Source organism: Rhodoferax ferrireducens (genome assembly GCF_031458075.1).
GTDB classification, from domain to species: Bacteria; Pseudomonadota; Gammaproteobacteria; order Burkholderiales; family Burkholderiaceae_C; genus Rhodoferax_B; species Rhodoferax_B ferrireducens_A.
Map to the genome: position 1 here is coordinate 469999 of NZ_JAVDXT010000003.1, position 24826 is coordinate 494824.

Genomic DNA, 24826 nt, shown 5'->3' on the forward strand with positions numbered 1-24826 from the left:
ACATGCACACAAGAATCCGTTGGATCGCCGCCGCCGTTGCCTTGCACAGCCTCAGTGCCCTGGCCCAGAGCTACCCCAGCCGGCCGATCAGCCTGGTCGTGCCCTTTCCAGCGGGCGGCACCACCGACGTGCTGGCCCGGGCCCTGGGCCAGGAGCTGTCCAAAAGCCTGGGCCAGCCGGTGATCGTGGAAAACAAGCCCGGCGCCGGCGCCACCCTGGGCGCCGACTACGTGGCCAAGGCCAAGCCCGATGGCCATATCCTGCTGATGGGGGCGGTACACCACACCATCGCGACCAGCGTCTACAAGAAGCTGCCTTACGACTTCCAGAAAGACTTCGCGCCCATCACCACCGTGGCCCTGGTGCCGAATGTGCTGACCGTCAACCCGCAGCTGCCGGCCAAATCGGTGAAGGAGCTGCTGGCCCTGGCCAAGGCCGAGCCCGGCAAGCTGACCTTCGGCTCCAACGGCAATGGCACGGTGCAGCACCTGATCGGCGCGCAGGTCGAAGGCATGGCCGGCGTACAGCTGCTGCACGTGCCCTACAAGGGCAGCGGCCCGTTGACCACCGACCTGCTGGGCGGCCAGATCACCATGTCCTTCGACACCATCACCCCGGTGCTGCAGCACATTAAGGGCGGCAAGCTGCGTGCGCTGGCGGTGACTACGGCCAAGCGCTCCAGCGCCTTGCCCGAGGTGCCCACGCTGGACGAAGCCGGCCTGAAAGGCTTTGACCTGGGCACCTGGTTCGGCGTGCTGGTGCCTGCGGCCACGCCCAAGGACGTGGTGCTGCGCCTGAACACCGAGATGGTGAAGATCATCCACAGCCCCGACTTCCGCAAGAAGATGGACGACATCGGCGCCGAGCCCGTGGGCAACAGCTCCGAGCAGATGGCCCGCCAGATCAAGGACGACACCGAGCGCTTCGCCAAGCTGGTCAGCGCCGCCAAGGTCAGCGTCGACTAAAGCCCTGGCGTGCGGTCTGGCGTTAGCCCGCCTGCCGCCACCGGCCGGAACTTGGGCACACGCTGGCCGGTGCGCCATTCCACCAGACCTGCTCCTCATCCAGTTGCGCCGCGGTTGCAGGATCGATGTCAAAGCAAACCCCCAGCGCGCGCGCTACATCGGTGTTCTTGATGGGCAGCTCCCAGGTCAGAAAGACTTGGCTGCAGTCCCGGTCGGGCGGGAAGTCGGCCACATCGAAGCCGGTGCTGCGGCGGTCAACCACGGCGTGCGGCTGGCCGGTATCGAACACCACCACCGTCCCTTTGACCAGGGGGATACGCAGGCCGGCAGAGGGGAAGTGCAAGTCCAGCCCCTGGTCTTCGCTCAGGAACAGATTGCAAAACGCCGCGCTACCGTACTGCGCGCCGTCATGGTGGTAGCGTGCGCCGCGGCAGGCCATCAGGGCGACCTCGGCGGACGCCAGTACCTCCTGCAGACCGAGCGAGTGCGTCCAATCGGCTACCGCCTGCACGCAGAGCTTGTAGTCGGGCCAGCGGGTCCGTGCGCGCGGCAAAGGCAGGGCCTCTACGTCGCCGGGCTCCAGGCCCAAGCGCTCCGATATATCCCGCTCCCAATCTGCCACCAGCCGGGCAGGCGGCGCCGGCACATCCACCTTGCCTGACAGCACGGCGCTTCCCACGCTGCGGCTGCGGATGGCATCGCCGCTCCAGAAGTAGGAACTGAGCAGGTCTTGCACGCTGTGCGGTGGAGGGGGCTGGCGCATCGGAAGCAGTGTAGTCAGGCCCTGACCCGGCCTGTGCAAGGCCCCGGCAATCAGCCCAGCTTCACCAGATTCAGTATCGCCAGCGGACCACCGGGGAACTGCACCAGCCGGCCTTGTTCCACCCCGCCCAGGTCCACCGGCGCAAAGCCCAGGCGGGTGATCAGCGCGCTGACGGTCTGCTTGGCCTCGGCATCCGGGCCTGACAGGAACAGCACGCGGCGGCCGCCATCGGCTTGCGGATCGGCGCCCAGTAGCGCGGCCTGCAGGTGGTTGAAGGCCTTGACCACGCGGGCGCCGGGCGCCCACTGCGCCACGGCTTCGCTGGAAGCCCGGCCGCCCAGGTCGACGGCCTGGTACGACGGCACTTCCACCGCATTGTTGGCGTCCACCAGGATGCGGCCGTTCCACGGGCCCAGCTCTTTCAGCGCGCCGGATAGCCGGTTCCAGTTGACTGCTAGAAACACCAGGTCGGCCTGGGCGGCTTCTTGCACCGTGACGGCTTGGATGTGTGGGCCCAGTTCGTCGGTCAATGCTTTGAGCGATTGCGGGCCGCGGCTGTTGGCGATGCTGGCGTTTATGCCGTGGCGGGCCAGTTGGCGGGCAATGGCCGAGCCGATGGCGCCGGCGCCGATGATGGAGATCGTCATGGTGTTTCCTTTCGGTGCAGAGACTGCGTTGTGGTGATGGACCGAACTTTAGGCGTGGCCACCTTCTATCGCTAGTTGCAATCAACGAGAATCAGTTTCAAGCATTTGTTGAAGGTGAAGCATGGAAACCCTGGCCAATCTGGAGTCCTTTGTGCGCAGCGCCGAGACCGGCAGCTTCTCGTCGGCCGCGCGCCGGCTGGCGCTGACGCCGGCGGCCGTGAGCCGCAACGTCGCCCAGCTGGAGCGCAACCTGGGCGTGCGCCTGTTCCAGCGCAGCACGCGCGGCCTGACCCTCAGCGAAGCGGGCGAGCGCTTCCTGCAGTCGGTGCAGGGCGGGCTGGACAGCATCCAGGGCGCGATTGCCGACGTCACGGTGAACGCCGGCCAGCCGGCCGGCATGCTCAAGCTGAACTCCGCGCCCGGTTTCGGCATGGACTACCTGCTGCCGCTGATGCCGGCCTTCCTGGCCCGCTACCCGGCGGTGACGCCCGACTGGTCTTTCGACAACCGCCCGCTGGACCTGATCGCTGGCGGCTTTGATGTGGCCTTTGGCGGGGGCTTCGACCTGCCGCCCGGCATGGTGGCGCGCGAGCTGGCGCGCATGCACTGCATCACCGTGGCATCGCCGGCGTTTCTGCAAGGCCAACCCCGGCCCACCGATCCGGCCGGCTTGGCCGATTTGGCCAGCATCGTGATGCGTTCGCCCCTGAGCGGCCGCTTGCGCATCCACACCATGCGCAATAGCGCCGGCGTTGAAATGGTGATAGGCCACAAGCCCGCGCTGCTGGTCAACGGACCGGACGCGATCTGCCCCGCGGCGCTCTTGGGCCTGGGCGTCGGCCTGGTATCTGTACCGCATGCGCTGCCGCATCTGCAGAGCGGTACGCTGGTGCGGCTGCTACCCGATTGGTATTGCGATGTCGGCCCCATCTCGCTGTACTTCGCCAGCCAGAAACTGCTGCCCGCCAAGACCCGCGCCTTTGTCGACTTCGTCACCCAGACGTTCCGCGAACAGCAGCTCGCGCATCGGCTGTCGGTCCAGAGCCTGGCCAGTGGCAAGACCGCCTGACGTTAACGGCGCGCCGAACTCACGGCGCCTTCAAGAACTCTGCCACCGCCACGGTTGTGGCCACCGCCACCAGCCAGGCACCTATGCGCTTGAGCAAGGCCGTGTCCAGGGTTCTGGGGTTGGCCATCCGGCTGCGCCCGAAGCCCAGCACAAAGGCGTGTGCGGGCAGCGCGACCACGAGCAGGAATGCCACGACCAAGCCGATGCTGTCCGCCGAGCCTGGACCACCGAAGCGCGACCAGAGGAATGGCAGCACGAGGGCCGAGAACAGACCGGCGAGTGCGGCGGTGATGGGGGTTGGGGTGATGTTCACTTTGTTGTGCTGACTTTCTCGATATTTTTAAAGCGGCAGCAATCAATTTTTTGCAAGTGCCACCAGGTACGGGACAGCTGTTCTCAGCATAAACGTCGCGCCGGCGATGCAACCAAGAAACGTTGCGACTCTGACGGCCATCGATCGGTGACATTTCAACGTGTTGAGTCCAGGACCGAACGCAAGCCATATCGCCGTTCCTCCAACTACGCACGTAATAGCAATATCGATGGAAGCAGTTGGTCTTTTGTACAGCCACGCGCAGAGCATGCTTGCCAATGCAAGCCACAGAGAAGACCAATCCCGCTTTTTGAGTGGGGTATACCAAGACTTTTCGGTTCGAGCTGCATGGTTACGTGTAGGGAGCCTAACGTGATACACCCCGCACAGGTTGCGGTACGACGTGGCGACTTTAACTGCTAGAACGGTATTCACGCAGGCTTCATGTGGAAAGTTTGCTCCATTAAAAGTAGCGATAACCTCACCTTAATCCCCCAAAATTCGCCGCCCCTTAATCAACTTCCCAAACCCCGCCAGCGCCATCGATGCCGCTTCACCACCCAGCCCAGCGATCCGCTCCTTCACCGCTTGCATGTCCACAATCTTGTTGATCTCGCCGTGCCAAGCAAATGGCATGCTGTTCCCAGTGCTCTAAGATCCGGCGCATTTGGTCCCGTTTTCAGAGCATGATCGAACAGATGACTTACGCTGCGCCTATCCCCCCGGACGAAGACGAGAGGTTGAGCCGGCTACGGTCGCTACAGGTTCTGGATACGGGAGCGGAGCCGATATTTGATGCCATCGCGCGTATGGCGTCGTCGGTCTGCGGTGTGCCGATTGCGCTGCTGAGTTTGGTGGATTCCGATCGGCAGTGGTTCAAGTCCAACGTCGGCCTGCCAGGGACTTCGCAGACACCCCGTGAAGTGGCTTTCTGTGCCCATGCCATCCTGCGCCCCGAGCTGATGGAGGTGCCCGATGCGATGCTGGACCCCCGCTTCAGCACCAACCCCCTGGTGACCAGTCAACCCCACATCCGTTTTTATGCAGGGGCGCCTATCGTGATGCCCGGCGGTGCAAGCATGGGAACCCTGTGCGTGATGGACCGGCAGGCGCGCGTGCTGACCGACGACCAACGCGCCGCCTTGACCGATCTGGCGCTGGTGGCGGCACAGGCGCTGGATATGCGCCAGGCCGCGTTGGAGCGGGACCGCCTCAATGCCTTGGCTGTCCAGCAAGCGCAGGAAGCCAGCGCCAAGGCCACCATTTACCACGCGATTGTGGAGGACCAAAGCGACATGGTCTCGCTGGCTCTGCCCACGGGGGAGCTGACCTTCGTCAACCAGGCCTATGCCAGGCATTTTGGATTAACCCCTGCATCCATGCAGGGGCACAACCTGCTGGAGTATGTGGCGGCCAACGACCGGGAGTCCGTTGCCTCCCATCTACAGGCCCTGTGCCGCGAACCGGGTACCGCGCACAGCGAAAACCGCATGTACTCTGTGGCGGGCAACGAGTGCTGGGTAGCCTGGACGAACCGCTCGATGGGCGATGCGAACGGCAAGGTGGTTGCGCTGCATTCGGTGGGCCGCGACATTACCGACCGCAAGCGCACGGAACGCGCGCTGCTGGCCAGCCAGAACAGCTTTCGTGCCTTGTACGAAGCCACCCCGGCCATGCTGCATTCCATCGATCCGCAAGGCCGCATCCTGTTTGTCAGCGATGCCTGGCTGGCCAATCTGGGCTATGCGCGGGAAGAGGTGGTGGGGGTTTCGTCCGCCGATTTTTTGACGCCAGCGTCACGAGAATACGCGCGCTCGGTGGTCATACCGAATTTTCTGCAGTCTGGCCGCTGCGACGACATCTCCTACCAGATGGTGCGCAAGGACGGCAGTGTCATCGAGGTTCTGCTGTCCGCGGTGCTGGAGCGCAATGCCGATGGGCAACCGGCCCATTCATTGGCCGTGATCCAGGACGTGACGGAAAAAAATGCCTTGTCCGCCGCATTGCGCGTGAACCAGGAGCGCCTGTCCTTGGCAACCAGCGCGAATGGCATCGGCATATGGGAGTTCGACCTGGCCACCGGACGGCTGGAGTGGAGCGACACCATGTTCAGCATTTTTGGTGGTAGCCGTGCGACTTTCGGTGGCACTTTGGAGGATTGGTCGCGCAAGCTGCACCCCGCTGATCTGGATGCCTGCACCCGCGCGTTCGACTGGGCGATAGCCGCTCACGCGTCCATGGATTTCGATTTTCGCGTGCTGCAAGACGATGGCGAAGTACGCCACGTCAATGCCAGGGCGATGGTGATCGATGATGCGCAAGGCAAGGCCGTGCGGGTGCTGGGCACCAACTACGACATCTCGGAACGCAAGAAGATCGAACAAGCGCTGGAGTACAGCGAGCAACGCCTGCGCCTGATCGCCAACAACCTGCCGATTCTGATCTCCCACATCGACACCGAGTACCGCTACACCTTCACCAACGACAAATACCAGGCTTGGTTTTCTCTGGGCGAAGGCGGCACCGTAGGCAAGACGGTGGCCGAGGTGTTTGGCCCGACCGCCTTCGCGCAGGTCAAACCCCACCTGGACCAGGCCTTGGCCGGCCAGGACGTTTCTTTTGAACTCAGGAGCTCGCTGCCTAACGCGCCCACCCATATGTTCGTGCACTACGTACCCGATCGGAATGCGCAGGGCGTGGTGAAGGGCGTGTTCGGCATGGTGCGGGACCGTACCGAGCAGCACCAGGCGCGGACGCGTCTACAGGCCAGCGAACGCCAGCTGCGGGCGGTTACCGACAATCTGCCGGTTGTCATTACCTACATCGATACCGAGGAGCGCTTCCGCTACCTGAACGAAACCTTCCATGACTGGCTGGGTGTGAGCCTGGATTGGGCGATCCATCGCCAGGTCGCCGAAGTGGTGGGCCCGGAGCTGTACGCGCAGCGCCGCGCCTACCTGCGCCGGGCCTTGGAGGGTGAGCGGGTCGAGTTTGATGTGGAGTCCATGATGCAGGGCCAGCGCCGCCATCTGCGGGTGTCCTATATCCCGGACGTGTGGACCGATGGCATCGTCCACGGCATCTTTACTCTCAGCAACGACGTGACCGCGTTCAAGGAGATCGAGCAGGCGCTGCAGGATATGGCCCGCGTCGACGTGTTGACGGGTCTACCCAACCGCCGCCAGTTCAACGAGAGAATGCCCGAAGTGCTGGCCCGCGCAGCCCGTACCGGGGCCGCCATTGCCCTGATGTTCCTGGATGTGGATTTCTTCAAATCCATCAACGATACGCTGGGCCATGGCGCGGGCGACAAGGTGCTCAAGGAGTTTGCCGATCGGCTGGTGGCGAGCGTGCGCGCCACCGATATGGTGGCCCGGCTGGGTGGCGACGAATTCGTGATCGTGCTGGAGCACCTGAACGACGAAGACGAGGCCCGTGGCGTCGCGCAAAAAATCGTGGAACAGGTGCGGTCGCCGTTGTTCCTGGGAGCGCAGAAGCTCAAGGTCAGCACCAGTGTGGGGATCGCCTACCAGGCGAAAACCACGGTCATCCACAGCGCGCACCGCCTGGTGTCCACCGCCGACCATGCCCTGTATGCGGCCAAGGCCGCCGGTCGCGACACCTTCAAACTGGTCGTGCTGGGCCCCGAAGGCGAGGCCGCTTGAGCGCTGGGGCGGCCGCGTGCGTGCTTAGTCGCCCAAAATCCGCCGTTCCTTGATCAGCTTGCCAAACCGCGCCGTGTCCTCGTGCGCCTTGGCCCCAAAGGCCGCGGGCGTCATCGGCGCCACCTCGCCACCGAGGCCGGCGATCCGGTCCTTCACCGCTTGCGTGCCCAGGATCTTGTTGATTTCGGTATTCAGCCGCGCCAGGATCTCGGCGGGCAGGCCGGCGGGGGCGTAGAAGCCGAACACGGTGTCGGCGTCGAAGCCTTTCAGGCCCACCTCGTCCAGCGTCGGCACATCGGGGAACAAGGGTGAGCGATGCGGGCTGCCGACGGCCAGCAGCTTGAGCTTGCCGGCGCGCACCTGGTTCAGGCCGATGCCGGGGTCGAACATGAAGTCCACCTGGCCGCCCAGCAAATCCTGCATCGCGGGGGCTGCGCCGCGGTAGGGCACGTGCACCGAAAAGCTCTGCGTCATGTCCTTGAACATTTCGCCCGCCAGGTGCGGCGACGAGCCGTTGCCGGGCGAGCCATAGGTCAGCTTGCCGGGGTTGGCCTTGGCGTAGGCGATGAATTCCTTTACGTCCTTCACCGGCAGGCTGGGCTTGACCTCCAGGAACACCAGCACCCGCGCGGCGGCGGCCACCGGCACGATGTCTTTGGCCGGGTTGAAGCTCATCTTCGGGTAGATCGCCGGGTTGATCGACACCAGGCCGCCCGAGGTCAGCAGCAGGGTGTAGCCGTCGGGCGCGGCCTTGGCCACGGCCTCGCCGCCGATGTTGCCGCCGGCGCCCGCGCGGTTGTCCACCACCACCGGCTGGCCCAGCGCCTCCTGCAGCGGCACGCTGATGGCGCGGGCAATCTGGTCGGCCGCGCCGCCGGGCGGGAAGTTGACGACCACCTTGATCGGCTTGGCCGGCCAGGCTTGGGCAAGCGCCACCAGTGGCAGCAAGGCGGCTACTCCTAAAGTGATAGCTGCCAGCGCAGGTGTAATCTGCGCTAGAGGCCGATTTTTTATAAATTTTGTCATCGTGTTTGTCTCTTGTAACTCGGCTCAGAACGGGTAGTGGCGCGGCGTGGTCTGCACCGTCACCCAGCGCAGGTCGGTAAACGCCGCGATGCCGGCGGCACCGCCAAAGCTGCCGATGCCGCTGCCCTTGACGCCGCCGAAGGGCATCTGCGGTTCGTCGTGCACCGTCGGGCCGTTGACGTGGCAGATGCCGGACTGGATGCGCCCGGCCACCTGCAGCGCGCGCGCAATGTCGCGGCCGAACACTGCGCTGGACAGGCCGTAGGCGTTGTCGTTGGCGCAGGCCACGGCCGCATCGACGCCGCTGACGCGGACGATGGCTTTCACCGGGCCGAAGGATTCTTCGCTGTAGATCTTCATCGCCGGCGTCACATGGTCGAGCAGGGTGGCGGGCATCAAGGTGCTGTCGGCCTTGCCGCCGCAGAGCAGCTTGGCGCCTTGGGCCAGCGCGTCGTCGATCAACGCGTTGCAGCGCTGTACCGTGCTCATATCGACCACCGAGCCGAGCACGACCGGACCTTTGCGCGGGTCGCCCAGCGGCAGCCCGGCGGCCTTGGTGGCCAGTTGGGCCACGAAGGCATCGGCGATTTTTTCGTCCACGATGATGCGCTCGGTCGACATGCAGATCTGGCCCGAATTGGCGAAGGCGCCAAAGGCGGCGGCGTTGACGGCGGCGTCCAGGTCGGCGTCGTCCAGCACCAGCAGCGGGGCCTTGCCGCCCAGCTCCAGCACCACCGGCTTCAGGTACTTGGCGCAGACGCCGGCAATGATCTTGCCCACATGGGTCGAGCCGGTGAAGTTGACCCGCCGCACGGCCGGGTGGGCCACCATAGCTTCGACTACCGCCGCCGCATCGGCCGGCGCGTTGGTGATGAAGTTCACCACGCCCGGCGGCAGGCCGGCCTCTTGCAGGGCCTCGATGATCAGGCCGTGGGTGGCGGGGCAGAGCTCCGAGCCCTTCAGCACCACGGTGTTGCCGCAGGCCAGCGGCACGGCGACGGCGCGCACGCCCAGGATCACCGGCGCGTTCCACGGCGCCATGCCCAGCACCACGCCGGCGGCCTGGCGCACGCCCATGGACAGGCTGCCCGGCACGTCGGAGGGAATCACCTCGCCGTTGATCTGCGTGGTCAGCGATGCGGCTTCCAGCAGCGTGCCGGCCGCCAGGTGTACGTTGAAGCCCGCCCACATCGCCGAGGCGCCGGTCTCGGCAGCCATGGCGGCGATAAAGGCCGGGGCTTTGGCCTCCAGCGCGGCAGCGGCCTTGGTGAGCAGCGCGCGGCGCTGGCCCGGGCCGGTGGCCGACCAGGCGGGGAAGGCGGCGGCTGCCGCTTCGACGGCGGCGATTGCGTCCTGCACCGAGGCCGCGGGCGCGCTGGTGGCCACGCTGCCGTCCAGCGGGTTGCGGCGCTCGAAGCTAGCGCCGGTGCTGGCGCCGCGGGACTCGCCGTTAATGAGCAAGGAAATGCTGGGCATAGTTGTCTCCTAGGGTTGTTTGCTATAAATACCGTAGCTGCTTGCGCAGATAGATCCTGCGCTACCGGCCTTTTTCTTATAAATCAGCGGATCAGGCCACGCCCACTTCCACCAGTATCGGCCTGGGTGAGGCCAAAGCCTCGCGCAGTACCAGGGCCAGTTGCGCGGGGTCGCTCACCGTCACCGCGTCACAGCCCTGGCCGCGGGCCAGCGCGGTGAAGTCGATCTCCGGCAGGTCCGTGCCCTGCAAGGTGTCGCCGGCTTGGAAGCCGAAGGTCGGCGCGAATTCCTGTAGCGCGGCGTAGCGGCGGTTTTTCAGGATGATGAAGGTGATGGCCAGCTTGAGCTGGGCCGCGCTCCACAGCGCCTGGATCGAGTACAGGCTGGAGCCGTCGCCCATCAGGGCAATCACTTTCTTCTCCGGTTGGGCCAGCGCCACACCCACGGCGGCTGGCATGCTGTGGCCCAGGCCGCCGCTGCACATGGTGTAGAAAGTGCCGCTCTGGGTGATGGGCAAATAGCCGTGCATGACGGAGCGGGCGCTCGGGGCTTCTTCGACCACGATGGACTCGGGCGCGCGCAGCCCGGCCAGGGTTTGCAGCACATAGGCCACGCTCATCAAAGGGCTGGGTTCGGCGCGCGGGCGCGGCTGGCGGGGCGCGGGCAGGGCGCGTTGCGCCAGGTTGGCCGGCACGGGCCGGGCCAGCAAATCCTGCACACCCAGGCGGATGCTGCCCACGGCCGAGGTGCCTGTGGGTGCCCAGGCGGCGATCTGCGGGTCGTCGATCAGCTGCACCAGGGCTGCGCCGGCCGGCAGGTGCGGGCCAGCGCCCTCCACGTGGTAGGTGAAGGCCGGCGCGCCGAGCGCAAACACCAGGTCGTGGCCGCCCAGCAAGGCGACGATTTTTTCGCGCATCGCCGGCAGAAAGCCAGCGAACAAACGGTGGTCTTCGGGGAAGCTGCAGCGGCCCGACATGGGCGCGACCCAGACCGCGGCGTTGTGGCGCTCGGCCAGCTGCAGCACCGCGTCCCAGGCCTGGTCGCGGTCCACCGCGGCGCCGACCACGATGGCCGGGCGGCTGGCCTGGTCGAGCGCGTCGGCTATCAGGCCCAGCACCTGCGGGTCGGGGCGCATGGCCTGGCTGACCACGCGCGGCAGTACCGGTTCACACTGGCGCTGCCAGTCGTCGGCCGGGATGGACACCAGCACCGGGCCTTGCGGCTGCTGCATGGCGATGTAGTAGGCGCGGGCGATGGCCAGCGGCACGTCTTCGGCGCGGGCTGGCTCCACGCTCCATTTGACGTAGGGCTTGGGCAGCTCGGTGGCCTGGTTGGAGAACAAAAACGGGTCGAACGGCAGGATGGCGCGCGCCTGCTGGCCGGCGGTGATGACCATGGGCGTGCGGTTCTTGTGCGCGGTGAAGATGTTCCCCATGGCGTGGCCGACACCGGCGGCCGAGTGCAGGTTCACAAACGCGGCGTTGTGCGTGGCCTGGGCATAGCCGTCGGCCATGCCGACCACCACCGATTCCTGCAGGCCCAGGATGTAGCGGAAGTCGCTGGGGAAATCCAGGAACAGCGGCAGCTCGGTGGAGCCGGGGTTGCCGAAGATGGTGGTCATGCCGAAGGCGCGCAGCAGGTCCAGCACGGCTTCGCGCACGGTGACGGTGGGTGGATTCGGGGGATGGGGTTGCATGCAGAAGTCTCCAGGAATGGGCTGGATCTTCGGCCGCGCGGCATCATTCGTCCATACAATGATCCGACTAAGCAATATTAGATTCATGCATATAAACGCCATCGACCTGAACCTGCTGCGGGTGTTCGACGCCATCTACAGCACGCGCAATGTGAGCCGCGCTGCCGAGCGCCTGGGCCTGACCCAGCCCGCTGCCAGCCAGGGGCTGACGCGGCTGCGCCTGCTGCTGGGCGATGCGCTGTTTGTGCGGGCTCCGGGCGGGGTGGCGCCCACGCCGCGCGCCGAACGGTTGGCAGTGGCCGTGCAGCAGGCGTTGGCCACGCTGGAACAGGCCCTGGGCGAGGCCAGCCAGTTCGACCCGGCGGCGTCGGGCAAGACCTTCCGCATGCACCTGAGCGACATCGGCGAGGCCCGCTTTCTGCCCCCGCTGATGGCCGATCTGCACCAGCGCGCGCCCGGTGTGCGGTTGGAGTCCAGCCCCTGGCCGCATGAGCAGATCGCCGAGGCGCTGGACAGTGGCGCCATCGACTTCGCGCTCGGCTACCTGCCCTCGGTGGCCAACACCCAGAACACCCAGCGCGCCCAGGTGCTGCAAGACCGCTACAGCATTCTGCTGCGCGCCGGCCACCCCTTGCTGGCGCGGCAGCAGCCTGGCCAGACCCTGGCGCTGGCGGACTTGCGCCAGCTGGACTTTGTGGCCGTGCGCTCGCATGCGCAAACCCTGCGTATCCTGCAGTTGCTCAAGCTCGACGGCCAGGTGCGGCTGACGGCCGCGCACTTCCTGGCGCTGCCGTCCATCGTGCGCGAGAGCGACCTGGCCGTGCTGATGCCGCTAAACATCGCGCGCGGCTTTGTGGCGGCCGGCGGCTACGCCATCGCCGAGCCCGACCTGCCGGCGCGTGACTTCACCGTGTCGCTGCATTGGAGCCGGCGCTTCGAGACCGACCCCAGCAATGTGTGGCTGCGCCAGCGGCTGCTGGCCTTGTTTGCCGACATGGGTGAAAACCCGGTCTAATTCAGAATTAGATCTTCTAATGCACTATGGCGTAATAAATTAGACCAACTTATATTGCGGCTTGTTACCACTTTTCACAAAAGCGAGCGCCGCATGAAAGTTCTGATCCTGGGCAGTGGGGTGATTGGCACCTGTACCGCGTACTACCTGGCCAAAGCCGGCCACCAGGTGACGGTGGTGGACCGCCAACCCGGCCCTGCGCTGGAGACCAGCTACGGCAATGCGGGCGAGGTGTCGCCCGGCTACTCGTCGCCCTGGGCCGGCCCGGGCGTGCCGCTGAAGGCGATCCAGTGGATGCTGATGCACCACAGCCCGCTGGTGATCCGCCCGCTGCTCGACCCGGCGATGTGGCGCTGGGGACTGCAGATGCTGCGCAACTGCACCGAGGCCCGCTACCAGGTCAACAAGGCGCGCATGGTGCGCCTGGCCGAGTACAGCCGCGACTGCCTGAAACAGCTGCGCGCCGATACCGGCATTTCTTACGACGAGCGCAGCCAGGGCACGCTGCAGCTGTTCCGCACCCAGAAGCAGCTGGACGGAACGGCCAAGGACATTGAGATCTTGCAGCAGTACGGAGTGCCGTTCCAGCTGCTGGACCGCGAGGCCTACCTGCAATACGAGCCGGCGCTGCAGCTGGTGAAGGAAAAGTTCGTCGGCGCGCTGCGCCTGCCGGGCGATGAAACCGGCGACTGCTTCAAGTTCACCAATGCGCTGGCCAAGATGGCCGAGGCCCTGGGCGTGCAGTTCCGCTACGGCGTGCAGATCGACCGCATCGCGGCCGACGGCGCCCAGATCACCGGCGTGCACACCAGCGCCGGCCTGCTGCAGGCCGACAGCTACCTGGTGGCGCTGGGCAGCTATTCGCCGATTCTGCTCAAGCCGCTGGGCTTCAACCTGCCGGTGTACCCGGTCAAGGGCTATTCGATCACCGTGCCCATCACCGACGCGGCCAGCGCGCCCGAATCCACAGTCATGGACGAAACCCACAAGGTCGCCGTGACCCGTCTGGGCGACCGCATCCGCGTCGGCGGCACGGCCGAGTTGGGCGGTTACAACCTGCAGCTGCGTGAAGAGCGCCGCGCCACCCTGAACCACGTGGTAACCGACCTGTTCCCCAAGGGCGGAGATACCTCCAAGGCCGAGTTCTGGACCGGCTTGCGGCCGATGACGCCGGACGGCACGCCAGTGCTCGGCGGCACGCCGTATCCGAACCTGCAGATCTCCACCGGCCACGGCACCCTGGGCTGGACCATGGCCGCCGGCACCGGCCGGGTCATGGCCGATCTGCTGTCGAACCGGTCGCCCGAGATCAGCATGGACGGGCTGACGCTGGCGCGTTATGGCAATGGTTTCAGCGGATTGAGGAACACCGGGTAAATTCGGGGCCCATGAGCACCTTAGATCCTGACGCACTCGAATGCCTGGCCGCCATCGTGGAAGAGGGCGGCTTCGAGCGCGCCGCCCAGCGGCTGAACATCACCCAGTCGGCGGTGTCGCAGCGCCTGCGCTCGCTGGAGGCGCAGGCCGGCACGGTGCTGGTGGTGCGGAGTCGCCCGCTCAAGCCGACGGCGGCTGGGCATCTGCTGATCAAGCACACCAAGCAGCTGCGCCTGCTGCGCGCCGACCTGGAGCGCGACATGCAGGAGCTGGCACCCAGTGCCATGGGTGGTGCGCGGGATGAAGAGCGGGTGTCTATCGCCATCAATGCCGACAGCATCGCCACCTGGGCCATGGGTGCGCTACAGGCCGTGGTGGCCCAGGGCTTGCCACTGGAAATCATCACCGACGACCAGGACTTCACCCAGGAATGGCTGCGCGAAGGCCAGGTGATGGGCTGCGTGACGACGCTGAAGCAGGCTTTGCGCGGCTGCAAGGTGGTGCCGCTGGGCGCGATGCGCTATGTGGCTGTGGCCCAGGCCGACTACGCGCGCCAGCACCTGCCGCACGGGCTGACCGCGCACAACTTCCGCAACGTGCCGTTTGTCGCCTTCAACCGCAAGGACGATATGCAGCGCGAGTTCGTCAACCAGGTGTTCGGCCTGAAGCGCGTGGCCTTGCGCCAGGTGTTCGTGCCCAGCTCCGAAGGCCAGGTGCGCGCCGTGCGGGCCGGCTGGGGGGTCAGCGTGCTGCCCGAGCTGCTGGTGCGCGGGCTGATCGCGCAAGGCGAGCTGATCAACCTGGCGCCGAGCCAGGCACTGCCGATCCAGCTCTACTGGCATTGCTGGAACCTGCAGTCCGAGGTGCTGGACACCTTGAGCGCGGCCCTGACCCAGGCCGCGACCACCGCTTTGCTGGAGCCTATCGTCTAGGCTCTGCGCGGGTCACCAGAACGACAGGCTCTTGGCCAGGATCTTCTGGATCCAGGAGCGTGATGCGGCGTCCGACACATCGCCGCGGCCCACCAGCTCCAGCCGCGCATCCACCACATCGCCGGACGCCACCACATTGCCGTTGGTGATGTCGAGCGGGTTCACCACGCCCGAGAAACGCAAGGTGCTGATGCCGCTGTTGAAAGCGATGCTGCGCTCGCCGGCCACCACCAGGTAGCCGTTGGACTGCACATTGATCACCGCGGCGGCCAGGCGGCCCGAGAACTTATTGGTGCTTTCGGTGTTGCCGGAACCCTTGTAGGTATCGCTGCCCGAGGCGCTGGCATCGATGTTCATGATGCCCTTGAGGATGCCGCCCAGCGAATTCGAGTTAGAACCCGGGCCTTTGGAGGCCAGCGTGGTGGCCCGGCTTGTGTCGGTGCTCAGCTCGCTGCTGGCGCTGAGGTTTTCGGCAATGTCGATCTTCAGCGCGTCACCGATCTTGTGCGGCCGGCGGCGGTCGGAAAACAGCGAGCCGCTGGTCATATGCTTGCGGAAGATCGCGCCGGTCACGGCGGGTTCCACATCCATGGGCTGGGGCAGCGGATTGGCGCGTACCGGCGGCGGGATGATGCTGTCGCTGCTAGCGCAGCCCGAGACGAGCGCCACCACGGGCAGCAGAAGCGCGAGCAGGCAGCGGGTGAGGGCGTGTGGGAGAGCGTGTTGCATGGGAGTCCTTTGCGGGTTATCTGCGTAGCGGCGGCACTGGCGGCGCCACTCAATTCTCAAAACCGGTGACGACGGCCGTCACAACGGGGGCGATCTTGCTGCGCACCGACGACCACTTGCCCATGCCGTACACCGGGTCCAGGGCATAGCTGCTGCGCGATAACACCTTGCCGTCGGCATTGCGCAAGGTCAGGGTGGCGGTGGTGAGATAGGTCTTATATTCATTGGTGAATGGCGGAATCGCCCATTCAATATAGGCCACATAATGCAGCCATATTTCACAGTTATTTCCACCCGTACCCGCTTCGTAGATTCGGCTTTCAATCTGGTGCAGGCGCAATTCCGATTGCAAGGCCGGAAGTATTTCTACTGCCTGTGAATGCGGATTCAGTTCGATACACACTTTTTTGAAAGTCGGGTGGATATGGTAGACCGTATCCGTGGCTTTGCTGGGGCCGACTGCAATCACCGTGCTGGCGGCGATACCCGATACTTTGACCAATTCCCATAACGGAACCGGCGTAAATAGGGAGCATGCCGTTTGCATTCCGCACAAGCCACCAATCCACAGCAGGCGATAAAGTTTCGGGAAAATAACCATGGCTTTATGCACTGTGGACTGATCGGGTTTAAACCAGCGCGCTCACCGTTTGTACAGTGGCCGACAGCCCTGCATCAGCGTAGCCGGCCATCGCGCTGGCAGCGCTGCCGATGCCGCTGGCGGCCGAACTTACGCCGCTGGACACTTTGTTGTAGGCCGACTTCAGCCCTTCGGTACTGTCATTGGCCAGGGCGATGGTGTTGTTGGCCGCTTCCTTGACACTGTTTTCCACGCTATTCACTACTTTGCTGAGTGTGCTGCTGTTTTCTACTGCAGCCTTGCCCACCCCAATTGCCGAAGCGGCAATCGGGCCAAATTCCTTGGAATTTTTTTCAAATGCACCCATTGCCGATTTTTTGGCGGTGGTTGCAGCAGCCAATGCGGTATTGCCCGTTGCGGCAGTCGAATTGTTGACTTTCATGAATATCCCTTTGGTAGTTGAGTGGGTAAATAAATTCTGCCACGTAACTACGAGTTACAAAATTAATAAGCCGTGGGAAAACCAGCTTGATTACCTTGCTTTACACAACTCAACCTATTTGGTACACGGGGTATATATATCGAAACATAAATACGGATATATAGTGTGTTTGTCGATTTTTGGTGCTGTAGAATTAATGGTCCATAATGGATAAAATAATATCCAAGGTGTTTACGGGACAGGGCGCATGCGTACCAAGACTTGACCTGTGTTTTGTGACTGTGCAGTAGCGAAATAGCCACGTACATTGTTCCAAGAACGCAGGGGCTAAAATCGTGGCATGAAACCCGCCCTCACGCCCAAATCCCCCAAAGTCTCTTTCAAGCAGCAGATGCTGCAGGCGCGGGAAGAGGCCATCGTGCAAACCGTGAACCGCCTGCTGGCCGAGAAGGGCTTCGAGGCCATGACGGTGGACGAAGTGGCGGCCGGCGTAGGCATTGCCAAGGCCAGCTTGTACAAGCATTTCCCCAGCAAGGAAGACCTGGCTGCTGCCGCCATGGTGCGGGTGCTGCACCGCACCCAGGCGTTTCTGCTGACCCTGCCACCCACCGACACGCCGCTGGCCAAGCTGAAAGCCATGGTGCGCTGGGCCATGGAAGTCCAGCTGGCGGGCGAAATGCCGTCGCTGCCCAGCCAGAACTCCAGCTTGCGGGCGAACCTGATGGGCAACCAGGCTTATCTGGAAGCGCTGGTGCAGGTCAGCGACCAGCTGGGCGGCTGGATCCAGGCGGCGCAGAAGGCCGGCCAGATCAACCCGCAGTTCCCGGCGATTGCGGTGCTCTATACCTTGTATGCGCGCGCCTGCGACCCGGTGCTGGGCTTTTTGCAGGCCAGCGGCCAGCACAGCGACAGCCAGATCATCGACTGGGTGCTGGGCACCTGTTTTGAGGGTCTGAATGCACGCTAGCGCGCATCCAATAAGCGCAAGAAGCTATGAATAACGTAGCGATTGGATAGCCGGCCGCTGCTGCCGAAGTGGCGCCAATTCACAACACATGGGGCTGCAAATGTGAAGCATGTATGTCCCATTTGCGAATTAATTCCGTAATGCCGAAGAGTGTGCGCGGGCCAGGTGGCTATTGCTCTGGGCATACCTTATCTTCGCCCCCTGCGCACGAGGTTTGCAGGGGTGACTCGCGAACCCGGGCGCTGCAGGAGACAGCGGCCAGCAGATAGGCCGGCCCCGATAAGTTTTACGGAATGCATATGGCCTTCGCCCACACCCCGACTCTTCAGGCTATTGGCCATTTTTTGCCTTCGGCGCCAGCGCGGCTGGCGAGGCAGGCCGGTATGGCCAGCGTGTGTATTGCATTGCTGGGGGCCGTGGGCGGGGCCCATGCGGAGGTTGACGCGCTGCAATCGCTGGCCTCTATGTCCCTGGGCTCACTGCTGGACGTGGAAGTCAGCGGGGCCTCGAAGTTCAACCAATCCTTGCGCAGTGCGCCTTCGTCGGCCACGGTCATCACCGCTGCAGAAATTTATGCGTTGGGCTACCGCAGTCTGGCGGATGTTCTGCGGTCGATCCGTGGCCTGCAGGTGAACTCGGACCGTACCTATTCCTATCTCGGTGTGCGCGGCATGATTGCGCCGGGCGACTACAACACCCGCGTGCTTTTGCTGATCGACGGTAACCGCATCAATGATGCTGTATTCGATCAGGCTTTTCTGGGCACCGAGTTCCCGTTGGATCTGGCCTTGGTCGAGCGGGTCGAATTCATCCCGGGACCTGGCTCTGCCGTGCATGGGGCGAATGCGCTTTTTGGGGTCGTCAATGTGGTGACCCGCCGCAACCTGGGTGATCGTACGGCGATGGGCTCGGTGTCCCTAGGCTCGGGCGGGGGGCGGTCGGCCATGGCGGCATTGCAGACCGGCGAGATGGGGGGCCCCAGGTTGATGCTGTCGGCGTCGCGCATGCTGTCGCGCGGACGCGACCTGTACTTTCCGCAATACGACGTCGCCGGGGTGTCAAATGGCATTTCTGCAGGCACCGACGGCGAAGCGCAAAACCGGCTGTTCATGCGGTTTGAAGACGGGAAGGGCCTTTCGGCAACCCTCATCCATGCGGACCGGGACAAAAACTCGTCAGCCACTGCGGGCACGGTTTTCAATGACTCCGCGACCCGCATGCGTGACATGCAGACCCACGCATCCCTGCAGTGGAGCGGCCAGGTATTGCCGGAAACTGAGCTGACCGCCCGCGCTTACACCAGCCGCTATGTATTCGAGGGCAACTACGTTCTCGACTATCCGCCGCCGACCATCAACCGGGACACGGTGGAGGCGCAATCCGTAGGGCTGGAATTGCGTGCTCTGACCTCCCGCTGGGCGGGGCACAAAGTGGTGGTGGGGACCGAGCTGCAAGCCACGCCGCACCGCGACCAGGGCAATTTTGACGTGGAGCCGTACACCAGCTATCTGGACGACCGGCGCCACGGCCACCGGATGTCGTTCTTTGCCGAAGACCAGATGGAGATCACGCCGCAGTGGACGCTGTCGGCTGGCGGCCGCTACGACCGTACGGAGGTAGGCAAAGGGGTGTTCAGCCCGCGCTTTGGCGCTGTGTGGCAGCCCTCGCCGCAGTGGGTGGGCAAGTATTTATATGGTTCGGCATATCGGCAAGCGAACGCGTTCGAGCGCTATTACGCCTATCCGGGCGTGGGGGGCTACAAGGCCAATCCCGGACTGGAAACCGAGCACGTGCGCGGCCACGAGTTGGCTTTCGAGTACCACCCGAGCCCATCGCTGAAATGGACTGCATCGTTGTTTCGTAACCAGGTGGACGGGCTGATCGGCCAGCGCCTGGACCCGCAGGATGGGATGCTGCAGTTCGAAAACCAGGGGCGGCTGTCCGTCCAAGGCTTCGAAATCGAAGCCGAAGCAGCGCTGCCCCACCAAAGCCATTTGCGCGTCAATTACTCGCAGCAGCAGGCCCGTGGCGGCATTCTTTCCGAGCAGAGCGCCAGCCGTATCGCAAACGCCACGCTGGTGGTTCCGCTGACCGCAAGCTGGGTTGTCGGGGCTTCCGCCACGGCAGTGGCGCAGCGTGCCAGTGCGCCGGGCTATGCGACGGCAGACCTCACGCTGTCGAACGACGCACCATGGCGCCCGTGGCGAGTAGCTTTCAGCGTGTACAACCTGCTGGACCGGCGCGTTAGCGACCCCAGCTCGGACGCTGCGCGCCCCGGCATCGTGCCGCAAGACCGCCGTGGTGTCCGCGTGAGGCTGGATCTCCGGTTCTAAGACGATGCTGAGTTGTTTTTTTACCCGACATCCACGGTTGCGAAAGGCGGTATTGTGGGCTGCGCTGGCTTCCTTGCCCACTGTGGGGGCGGCCGTCGAAGAGTCCGAACTCAAGGCGGCGATCGTCTACAACCTGCTGCTGTTCGTGGATTGGCCGGCTGAGCGCGCGCCTTCGCCGACAAATGCCTTGGTGTTGTGCCTGCGTAGCGGCAGCGAGCTGCAGGCGCCACTGGAAAAGCTGGCTCTGCGGCCTGTGCGCGAGGCGCGGATCGAGCTGCGCCAGCTGTCCCCGCAGAGCGACGTGCGGCCATGCCATGTTCTGTACTGCGATGGACCGGAGGGTGAGAGGGCGGCACTGTACCGCCGTATCGCAGGCCCGTCGGCGCCCGTGGTGATTGCCGACGAGAGCAACTTTGCCAGTGAGCTGACCGCCATCCAACTGCGTCGCAAGGAGAGCAAGTTCGCGCTGGAAATCAGCATGGCCGCGGTCCGCCATGCCGGCGTGCAGGTCAGCTCCAAGCTGCTGCGAATGGCCAAGGTCACCCAGGAATGAAAAACAGCCATTTTTACCAGGAAGGCGAGCCAAAGCTTGGCCGCCGGCTGGTGGTCGCAGCGCTGCAAGCCGCCGGGCTGTCCTTGCTGCTGGCCGGGGTGCTGATGAGTGTGTATGCCTATTTCTCGCTGCGGGATGATCTGCACGAGGCTATCCGGGTGCAGGCACGCGTGTCGGCCTACAACAGCGCCGCGCCGATCTTGTTTGAAGATGCCGAGGCGGCGCGGGAAACGCTCAGCGCTTTGCGGGCGGCGCCAGCAGTGGTGTGCGCAACCCTGCACCGCGTCAATGGGAGTCTGTTTGCGCGGTACGAGGGTGCGGCCCCGCCAGGTGTTGCCCAGAACGAGAGATGCACTGACCTCCACAATGGCGAGCGCCGCGACTGGCATCGCGCGGGCATGCTGTACGCCAGCGAGCCGGTGATGCAGGACAAGCGGGTGATCGGATGGATCGTCATCGGCGCAAGCATGGCGTCCCTGTTCGACCGGGTGCTGGCCTATGTCTCCATGGGGCTGCTGTCGGCCGCGCTGGCACTATTGCTGGCTTATCTGCAGGTGCTGCGCATCCGCAAGGACATGGACCTTACCGAGCAGCGCCTGGAAAGGTTGGTATATGTGGACCCGGTCAGCAACCTGCCTAACCGGCGCGCCGCCAACAGCGAGCTTGAGTTTCTTGAGCGGACGCAGGCGCACAGCGGCTTCCTTCTGGCCTTGCTCGATCTGGATGATTTCAAGCTGGTCAACGACACCTTTGGCCATGCAACAGGCGACGCGCTGCTATTGGTCATGGGTGCACGACTTACTTCGCAGTTGGGCCAGAATGCCTCGATTTACCGGTTCGGAGGCGATGAATTCATCGTCCTCGTCCCCGGCGGCTTGGCGGCGGAAAAAGCGCAGTACGGGGAGCGCATTCTGCAGATTTTTGGACAAGCCGCGATGGTGGGCTCGCAATCCATCGTGGTACACGGCAGTGTGGGGCTGGCGCACTTTCCTGACGATGCGCCGGATGCCTCGACGCTCCTGCGCGCTGCCGATATCGCCATGTACCGCGCCAAGCAAAGCGGCAAGAATGCCTACGCCAGCTTTGATTCGAGCATGGACGTGCAGCTGCGCCGCCGGATGCGGCTGTTGTCCGAACTGCGCCGGGCTATCGATTGCAATGAGTTGATGCTGGAATACCAGCCCATCGTTGCGCTATCGGACGGCAGCTTGGTGGGTGTGGAGGCGCTGGTGCGTTGGAACCACCCAGAGCTGGGGCTGATCGGGCCCGTGGAATTTATTCCGGCAGCGGAGGAGAGCGGGCTGATTCTGGATGTGGGCCATTGGGTGCTGAATGCCGCTTGTTTGCAGCTGAGCCATTGGCGCAATGGTGAAGTGGAGCAATTGCGGGACTTGTATGTGGCCGTGAACGTGTCCGCCAAGCAGCTGAGCCGGGGCCTAAGCGAACAGGTCCTGGCGGCCCTGGCACTTTCCAATGTGCCACCGCAGGCATTGCAGATAGAGATCACCGAGTATTCGCTGGTCGAGGCGCTGGATACCAATGTGGTACAGCTCGCACGCTTGCGCGCCAGCGGAGTGAAGGTGGCGATCGATGATTTTGGTACTGGGCTTTCCTCCCTGGGCTATTTGAAGCGCCTGCCTATCGACAAGCTCAAGATCGATCGCACCTTCGTAAAGGACTTGCCGGGCAGTGCCGACGATGCGGCGATTGCCATGGCCATCGTCTCACTAGCCCACAATTTAGGACTGGAGATCGTGGCAGAGGGCGTCGAAACGGGCGAGCAGGCCGCGTGGTTGCGCACGGCAGGCTGCAACTTTGGGCAAGGTTATTTCTTCAGCCGTTCTGTGTCGGCTCTGGAAATCGAGCGGACTTTTGTACGCCAGGCTTTTTCCATGGAGCCGGTGCTGGAGCATTCCTAGAACCTGCCCACGCTAGAACTCAGGTGGATGCCAGCTCGATCACCAGTTCCTCGCGAAAAGCCTCTTGCTCGCCTTTGCTGACGTAGCCCAGCGGATTGGCCACCACCCGGCATGCGAAGTCCTTGCCCGCCGAGGTGCCGCGCACCACATAGTCGTTCGCGCAATGCAAATGTCCGTGCATCCACACTTGGGCCAGCGCCAGCAAATCATCCAGGCCGTTGCAGAACCCGGCGGTGCCAGCGGTCAGCCCGTAGCGTGGATCGGCGCTGCGCAGGCTGGGTGCGAAGTGGGTCACTACGACGGTGCTGCCCTCGAAGGGAACGGCCAGAGCTTGGCGCAGCCAGGCCTGGCTACTGAGCGCCATTTCGCGCATGTCCTCGGCCAGAAGGGGGACGCTGTCTCGCAAGGTGGTGTTTTTTCGCAGGTAAAAGTTGGCCGCCCGGTAGGCTTTCTCTCGCAGTTTGAGCTGCCCGGCCAGGCTGGTTTCCGCATTGGCAAAGACGTCGAAGTCGCTCCACAGGGTGGAGCCCACAAAGCGCACATTGCCCAGGGTAATGACTTCACGCTCCAGCCATTCGATGCCGAGCTGGTCGCAAATGGCCCGAAGCCTGGCGTAGGTGGGGTCGAACTCCAGAGAATCGAATTCATGGTTTCCGGGGACGAAAAGCACCTTCGGCCACGGCGAGCCCGGGCGAAGGGGCGAGAAGCGGCCCAGGCCGAAGTCGTCCGAGGCGAGGCGCGAGCCCGCTTGGTAGGAGCCTATATCTCCGGCCAGTACCAGAACGTCAACGTCCTTGGCCGCCTTGGGGCAGAAGTCTGGGTAGCGTTCAAGATGGAGATCGGAGACGAGTTGGATGCGCATGGGCCAAGTTTACGTTTGCGCCGTCTTTGCGCGCTGTACCAGCCTGGCTCCGCCATGTAGCACCAGGCCCAGCGAGACAGGTTATGCAGCACCGGCATGGATGAGGTCTTGTGATCCTAGGGAAAACCCTTATTCTTCCTATATCTCCACTTTGCACCGCCAATAGGGCGGGGTTTCCATGTTCAGCCTGTTTGTTCAATACGTTCTTTTCCTCACAACCCGTCGCCTTGCTTCTGTAGAGCAAGCCGCGATGGATGCATCCAATGTTGCCAATGATTTGTTCGAAAGCGCCGATGCGCGTGCAGGCCGTGACCCGCACCATTCGGCCGAACTGCGTGCCGCGGCGCTGGCTTCCTTGAGCTTTGTGCGCTGAAGCGCTTGGTAAGTTTTTCTTTCTGTTCCTAAGGGTTGTCGGTCGCGTAAGCCAGAGTGGCCGCCCGCGCCACCGCCTGGCGTAGCCACTGGTGGGCCGGGCTGGACTCCATGCGCCGGTGCCAGAGTGCATCCACATGCACGGCCGGCACCTCGAACGGCAGCGCCTGCTGCACCAGGCCATTCACGCTGCCCGCCACCCTGGCGAAATGCTGGGGTAATACCGTCAGCAGATCGGTTTGCGAGGCGATATAGCCGGCGGTAAAAAACTGGTTCACCGTCAGCACCACCCGGCGCTTGCGCTGGATCAAGGCCAGCGCCTCGTCGATAAACCCAAATGAGCGGCCCGCAAAGCTGACCAGCAGATGGCGCGCCGCGCAGAACTGGTCGAGGCTCAGCGTGCCCTGGGCCAGCGGATGGCCGCTGCGCATCGCACACACGTAGTGGCCGTCGTACAGGCGCTGGTGCGCATACGGAATGCCCTTGCCCACCTGCGCGCGGGCCGCCAGATCGGCCAGCACGGCCGGGAAAAAGCCCACCGCCAGATCCAGGCTCTCGTCCTCCAGCAGCTTGCGCGGGTCGCGCGAGGCCAGCGGCAGCACGTGCAGCGACACGCCCGGGGCCTCGGCTTCCAGCAGCCGCACCAGTCCGGGCATCAGCTCGGCCGCGGTGGCGTCGGCCATGGCCAGCACAAAGCTGTCGTCGGCCTCGGCCGGCTCGAAGGTGCTGGGCGCCAGCGCGGTCTGCAGTTGGCGCAGGGCTTCACGCACCGTGGGCCACAGGGCCAGCGCCTGCGGTGTCGGCTCCATGTTCTGGCCGTTGCGCCGTACCAGCTCGTCGTCCAGGCTTTCGCGCAGGCGCCGCAGCGCATTGCTGACCGCCGGTTGGGTCAGCGACAGGTTGTGCGCGGCCCGCGTCAGGCTGCGCTCGGCCATGACTTCGTCGAATACGCGAAGCAGGTTCAGGTCAAAGGTGCGGAAGTTGGGTGGGTTCATGGCAGCTTGCACAAGCTTTGGCAAAGAAACAATGGAAACCTGTTGTTTTATTCAAACACAGGGACAGCTCTCTAAATCTGCACCTGCTGGCATTTGGCCGGCTAACCCCAGCAGGTTGTGAACCACCTCG

At 64.0% G+C, this 24826-nt stretch carries 23 protein-coding genes; 11 read left to right on the forward strand and 12 right to left on the reverse strand.

Annotation, left to right across the window (positions count from 1 at the left end; genetic code table 11):
• Positions 1-2 precede the first annotated feature (2 nt).
• Positions 3-965 carry a Bug family tripartite tricarboxylate transporter substrate binding protein gene (locus J2X19_RS17620; RefSeq protein ID WP_310375139.1) on the forward strand — a complete coding sequence of 321 codons (963 nt, stop codon included), beginning with the start codon at positions 3-5 and terminating at the stop codon, positions 963-965.
• A gap of 22 nt (positions 966-987) precedes the next feature.
• Here the strand turns inward: J2X19_RS17620 and J2X19_RS17625 are convergent, their stop codons facing one another.
• Both J2X19_RS17625 and J2X19_RS17630 read right to left on the reverse strand, forming a co-directional pair.
• Positions 988-1728, reverse strand: coding sequence for a hypothetical protein (locus J2X19_RS17625; protein WP_310375140.1), 741 nt, complete (start codon positions 1726-1728; stop codon positions 988-990).
• Between the two features lie 50 nt (positions 1729-1778).
• Positions 1779-2375 carry an NADPH-dependent F420 reductase gene (locus J2X19_RS17630; protein ID WP_310375141.1) on the reverse strand — a complete coding sequence of 199 codons (597 nt, stop codon included), beginning with the start codon at positions 2373-2375 and terminating at the stop codon, positions 1779-1781.
• A gap of 121 nt (positions 2376-2496) precedes the next feature.
• Between J2X19_RS17630 and J2X19_RS17635 the strand changes: the two genes are divergently transcribed.
• Complete coding sequence (locus J2X19_RS17635) at positions 2497-3444, forward strand: LysR family transcriptional regulator (RefSeq protein ID WP_310375142.1); 948 nt, start codon at positions 2497-2499, stop codon at positions 3442-3444.
• 19 nt (positions 3445-3463) lie between these two features.
• Here the strand turns inward: J2X19_RS17635 and J2X19_RS17640 are convergent, their stop codons facing one another.
• Together J2X19_RS17640 and J2X19_RS17645 are read right to left on the reverse strand one after the other, a co-directional pair.
• The gene (locus J2X19_RS17640; protein ID WP_310375143.1) at positions 3464-3757 is read right to left on the reverse strand and encodes a hypothetical protein; all 294 of its coding nucleotides are present in this window, start codon (positions 3755-3757) and stop codon (positions 3464-3466) included.
• Positions 3758-4243: 486 nt separating this feature from the next.
• Positions 4244-4393: a hypothetical protein gene (locus tag J2X19_RS17645; protein WP_310375144.1), complete on the reverse strand. Its 150-nt coding sequence runs from the start codon at positions 4391-4393 to the stop codon at positions 4244-4246.
• 62 nt (positions 4394-4455) lie between these two features.
• Here J2X19_RS17645 and J2X19_RS17650 point away from each other — a divergent pair, with 62 nt between their 5' ends.
• The gene (locus J2X19_RS17650) at positions 4456-7422 is read left to right on the forward strand and encodes a PAS domain S-box protein (RefSeq protein ID WP_310375145.1); all 2967 of its coding nucleotides are present in this window, start codon (positions 4456-4458) and stop codon (positions 7420-7422) included.
• A 24-nt stretch (positions 7423-7446) separates the two neighbouring features.
• On the opposite strand, the gene J2X19_RS17655 is transcribed toward J2X19_RS17650, so the two are convergent.
• The 3 genes from J2X19_RS17655 to mdlC form a co-directional block, all read right to left on the reverse strand.
• Positions 7447-8448: a Bug family tripartite tricarboxylate transporter substrate binding protein gene (locus J2X19_RS17655; RefSeq protein WP_116607605.1), complete on the reverse strand. Its 1002-nt coding sequence runs from the start codon at positions 8446-8448 to the stop codon at positions 7447-7449.
• A 24-nt stretch (positions 8449-8472) separates the two neighbouring features.
• Positions 8473-9924, reverse strand: coding sequence for an aldehyde dehydrogenase family protein (locus J2X19_RS17660; protein ID WP_310375146.1), 1452 nt, complete (start codon positions 9922-9924; stop codon positions 8473-8475).
• Between the two features lie 91 nt (positions 9925-10015).
• The gene (gene mdlC, locus J2X19_RS17665; RefSeq protein WP_310375147.1) at positions 10016-11620 is read right to left on the reverse strand and encodes a benzoylformate decarboxylase; all 1605 of its coding nucleotides are present in this window, start codon (positions 11618-11620) and stop codon (positions 10016-10018) included.
• Between the two features lie 85 nt (positions 11621-11705).
• Between mdlC and J2X19_RS17670 the strand changes: the two genes are divergently transcribed.
• The 3 genes from J2X19_RS17670 to J2X19_RS17680 all read left to right on the forward strand — a co-directional run bounded on the left by J2X19_RS17670 (position 11706) and on the right by J2X19_RS17680 (position 14944).
• The gene (locus J2X19_RS17670) at positions 11706-12635 is read left to right on the forward strand and encodes a LysR family transcriptional regulator (RefSeq protein WP_310375148.1); all 930 of its coding nucleotides are present in this window, start codon (positions 11706-11708) and stop codon (positions 12633-12635) included.
• A gap of 93 nt (positions 12636-12728) precedes the next feature.
• Complete coding sequence (locus J2X19_RS17675; protein WP_310375149.1) at positions 12729-14012, forward strand: D-amino acid dehydrogenase; 1284 nt, start codon at positions 12729-12731, stop codon at positions 14010-14012.
• Between the two features lie 11 nt (positions 14013-14023).
• Positions 14024-14944 (forward strand): LysR family transcriptional regulator ArgP, encoded by a 921-nt coding sequence (locus tag J2X19_RS17680; RefSeq protein WP_116607601.1) that lies wholly within the window; start codon positions 14024-14026, stop codon positions 14942-14944.
• 12 nt (positions 14945-14956) lie between these two features.
• On the opposite strand, the gene J2X19_RS17685 is transcribed toward J2X19_RS17680, so the two are convergent.
• The 3 genes from J2X19_RS17685 to J2X19_RS17695 are packed head-to-tail and all read right to left on the reverse strand — an operon-like array spanning position 14957 to position 16695.
• Positions 14957-15673 carry a flagellar basal body L-ring protein FlgH gene (locus J2X19_RS17685; protein ID WP_310375150.1) on the reverse strand — a complete coding sequence of 239 codons (717 nt, stop codon included), beginning with the start codon at positions 15671-15673 and terminating at the stop codon, positions 14957-14959.
• 49 nt (positions 15674-15722) lie between these two features.
• The gene (locus J2X19_RS17690; protein ID WP_310375151.1) at positions 15723-16274 is read right to left on the reverse strand and encodes a cell division protein FtsI; all 552 of its coding nucleotides are present in this window, start codon (positions 16272-16274) and stop codon (positions 15723-15725) included.
• 28 nt (positions 16275-16302) lie between these two features.
• The gene (locus tag J2X19_RS17695) at positions 16303-16695 is read right to left on the reverse strand and encodes a hypothetical protein (RefSeq protein ID WP_310375152.1); all 393 of its coding nucleotides are present in this window, start codon (positions 16693-16695) and stop codon (positions 16303-16305) included.
• Between the two features lie 340 nt (positions 16696-17035).
• On the opposite strand from J2X19_RS17695, the gene J2X19_RS17700 reads away from it, so the two are divergent.
• The 4 genes from J2X19_RS17700 to J2X19_RS17715 all read left to right on the forward strand — a co-directional run bounded on the left by J2X19_RS17700 (position 17036) and on the right by J2X19_RS17715 (position 22467).
• On the forward strand, positions 17036-17662 hold the full coding sequence (locus J2X19_RS17700) for a TetR/AcrR family transcriptional regulator (RefSeq protein WP_310375153.1): 627 nt from the start codon (positions 17036-17038) through the stop codon (positions 17660-17662).
• Positions 17663-17961: 299 nt separating this feature from the next.
• Complete coding sequence (locus J2X19_RS17705; RefSeq protein WP_310375154.1) at positions 17962-19995, forward strand: TonB-dependent receptor plug domain-containing protein; 2034 nt, start codon at positions 17962-17964, stop codon at positions 19993-19995.
• A gap of 82 nt (positions 19996-20077) precedes the next feature.
• Positions 20078-20548 (forward strand): YfiR family protein, encoded by a 471-nt coding sequence (locus J2X19_RS17710; RefSeq protein ID WP_310375357.1) that lies wholly within the window; start codon positions 20078-20080, stop codon positions 20546-20548.
• Positions 20545-22467 carry a putative bifunctional diguanylate cyclase/phosphodiesterase gene (locus tag J2X19_RS17715; RefSeq protein WP_310375155.1) on the forward strand — a complete coding sequence of 641 codons (1923 nt, stop codon included), beginning with the start codon at positions 20545-20547 and terminating at the stop codon, positions 22465-22467. The genes J2X19_RS17710 and J2X19_RS17715 overlap by 4 nt, the downstream gene beginning before the upstream one ends.
• A gap of 19 nt (positions 22468-22486) precedes the next feature.
• On the opposite strand, the gene J2X19_RS17720 is transcribed toward J2X19_RS17715, so the two are convergent.
• Positions 22487-23329: a metallophosphoesterase gene (locus tag J2X19_RS17720; protein ID WP_310375156.1), complete on the reverse strand. Its 843-nt coding sequence runs from the start codon at positions 23327-23329 to the stop codon at positions 22487-22489.
• 178 nt (positions 23330-23507) lie between these two features.
• Here J2X19_RS17720 and J2X19_RS17725 point away from each other — a divergent pair, with 178 nt between their 5' ends.
• On the forward strand, positions 23508-23702 hold the full coding sequence (locus J2X19_RS17725; protein WP_310375157.1) for a hypothetical protein: 195 nt from the start codon (positions 23508-23510) through the stop codon (positions 23700-23702).
• A 28-nt stretch (positions 23703-23730) separates the two neighbouring features.
• Here J2X19_RS17725 and J2X19_RS17730 read toward each other — a convergent pair whose 3' ends face one another.
• Positions 23731-24696 carry a LysR family transcriptional regulator gene (locus J2X19_RS17730; protein WP_116607593.1) on the reverse strand — a complete coding sequence of 322 codons (966 nt, stop codon included), beginning with the start codon at positions 24694-24696 and terminating at the stop codon, positions 23731-23733.
• Between the last annotated feature and the right edge of the window lie 130 nt (positions 24697-24826).

Bases quoted from the DNA above. Each gene is read 5' to 3' on its own strand.
- J2X19_RS17620 (WP_310375139.1), top strand. From the start codon at position 3: ATGCACACAAGAATCCGTTGGATCGCCGCCGCCGTTGCCTTGCACAGC.
- J2X19_RS17625 (WP_310375140.1), bottom strand. From the start codon at position 1,728: ATGCGCCAGCCCCCTCCACCGCACAGCGTGCAAGACCTGCTCAGTTCC.
- J2X19_RS17630 (WP_310375141.1), bottom strand. From the start codon at position 2,375: ATGACGATCTCCATCATCGGCGCCGGCGCCATCGGCTCGGCCATTGCC.
- J2X19_RS17635 (WP_310375142.1), top strand. From the start codon at position 2,497: ATGGAAACCCTGGCCAATCTGGAGTCCTTTGTGCGCAGCGCCGAGACC.
- J2X19_RS17645 (WP_310375144.1), bottom strand. From the start codon at position 4,393: ATGCCATTTGCTTGGCACGGCGAGATCAACAAGATTGTGGACATGCAA.
- J2X19_RS17650 (WP_310375145.1), top strand. From the start codon at position 4,456: ATGACTTACGCTGCGCCTATCCCCCCGGACGAAGACGAGAGGTTGAGC.
- J2X19_RS17655 (WP_116607605.1), bottom strand. From the start codon at position 8,448: ATGACAAAATTTATAAAAAATCGGCCTCTAGCGCAGATTACACCTGCG.
- J2X19_RS17660 (WP_310375146.1), bottom strand. From the start codon at position 9,924: ATGCCCAGCATTTCCTTGCTCATTAACGGCGAGTCCCGCGGCGCCAGC.
- mdlC (WP_310375147.1), bottom strand. From the start codon at position 11,620: ATGCAACCCCATCCCCCGAATCCACCCACCGTCACCGTGCGCGAAGCC.
- J2X19_RS17670 (WP_310375148.1), top strand. From the start codon at position 11,706: ATGCATATAAACGCCATCGACCTGAACCTGCTGCGGGTGTTCGACGCC.
- J2X19_RS17675 (WP_310375149.1), top strand. From the start codon at position 12,729: ATGAAAGTTCTGATCCTGGGCAGTGGGGTGATTGGCACCTGTACCGCG.
- J2X19_RS17680 (WP_116607601.1), top strand. From the start codon at position 14,024: ATGAGCACCTTAGATCCTGACGCACTCGAATGCCTGGCCGCCATCGTG.
- J2X19_RS17685 (WP_310375150.1), bottom strand. From the start codon at position 15,673: ATGCAACACGCTCTCCCACACGCCCTCACCCGCTGCCTGCTCGCGCTT.
- J2X19_RS17690 (WP_310375151.1), bottom strand. From the start codon at position 16,274: ATGGTTATTTTCCCGAAACTTTATCGCCTGCTGTGGATTGGTGGCTTG.
- J2X19_RS17695 (WP_310375152.1), bottom strand. From the start codon at position 16,695: ATGAAAGTCAACAATTCGACTGCCGCAACGGGCAATACCGCATTGGCT.
- J2X19_RS17700 (WP_310375153.1), top strand. From the start codon at position 17,036: ATGAAACCCGCCCTCACGCCCAAATCCCCCAAAGTCTCTTTCAAGCAG.
- J2X19_RS17705 (WP_310375154.1), top strand. From the start codon at position 17,962: ATGGCCTTCGCCCACACCCCGACTCTTCAGGCTATTGGCCATTTTTTG.
- J2X19_RS17715 (WP_310375155.1), top strand. From the start codon at position 20,545: ATGAAAAACAGCCATTTTTACCAGGAAGGCGAGCCAAAGCTTGGCCGC.
- J2X19_RS17720 (WP_310375156.1), bottom strand. From the start codon at position 23,329: ATGCGCATCCAACTCGTCTCCGATCTCCATCTTGAACGCTACCCAGAC.
- J2X19_RS17725 (WP_310375157.1), top strand. From the start codon at position 23,508: ATGTTCAGCCTGTTTGTTCAATACGTTCTTTTCCTCACAACCCGTCGC.
- J2X19_RS17730 (WP_116607593.1), bottom strand. From the start codon at position 24,696: ATGAACCCACCCAACTTCCGCACCTTTGACCTGAACCTGCTTCGCGTA.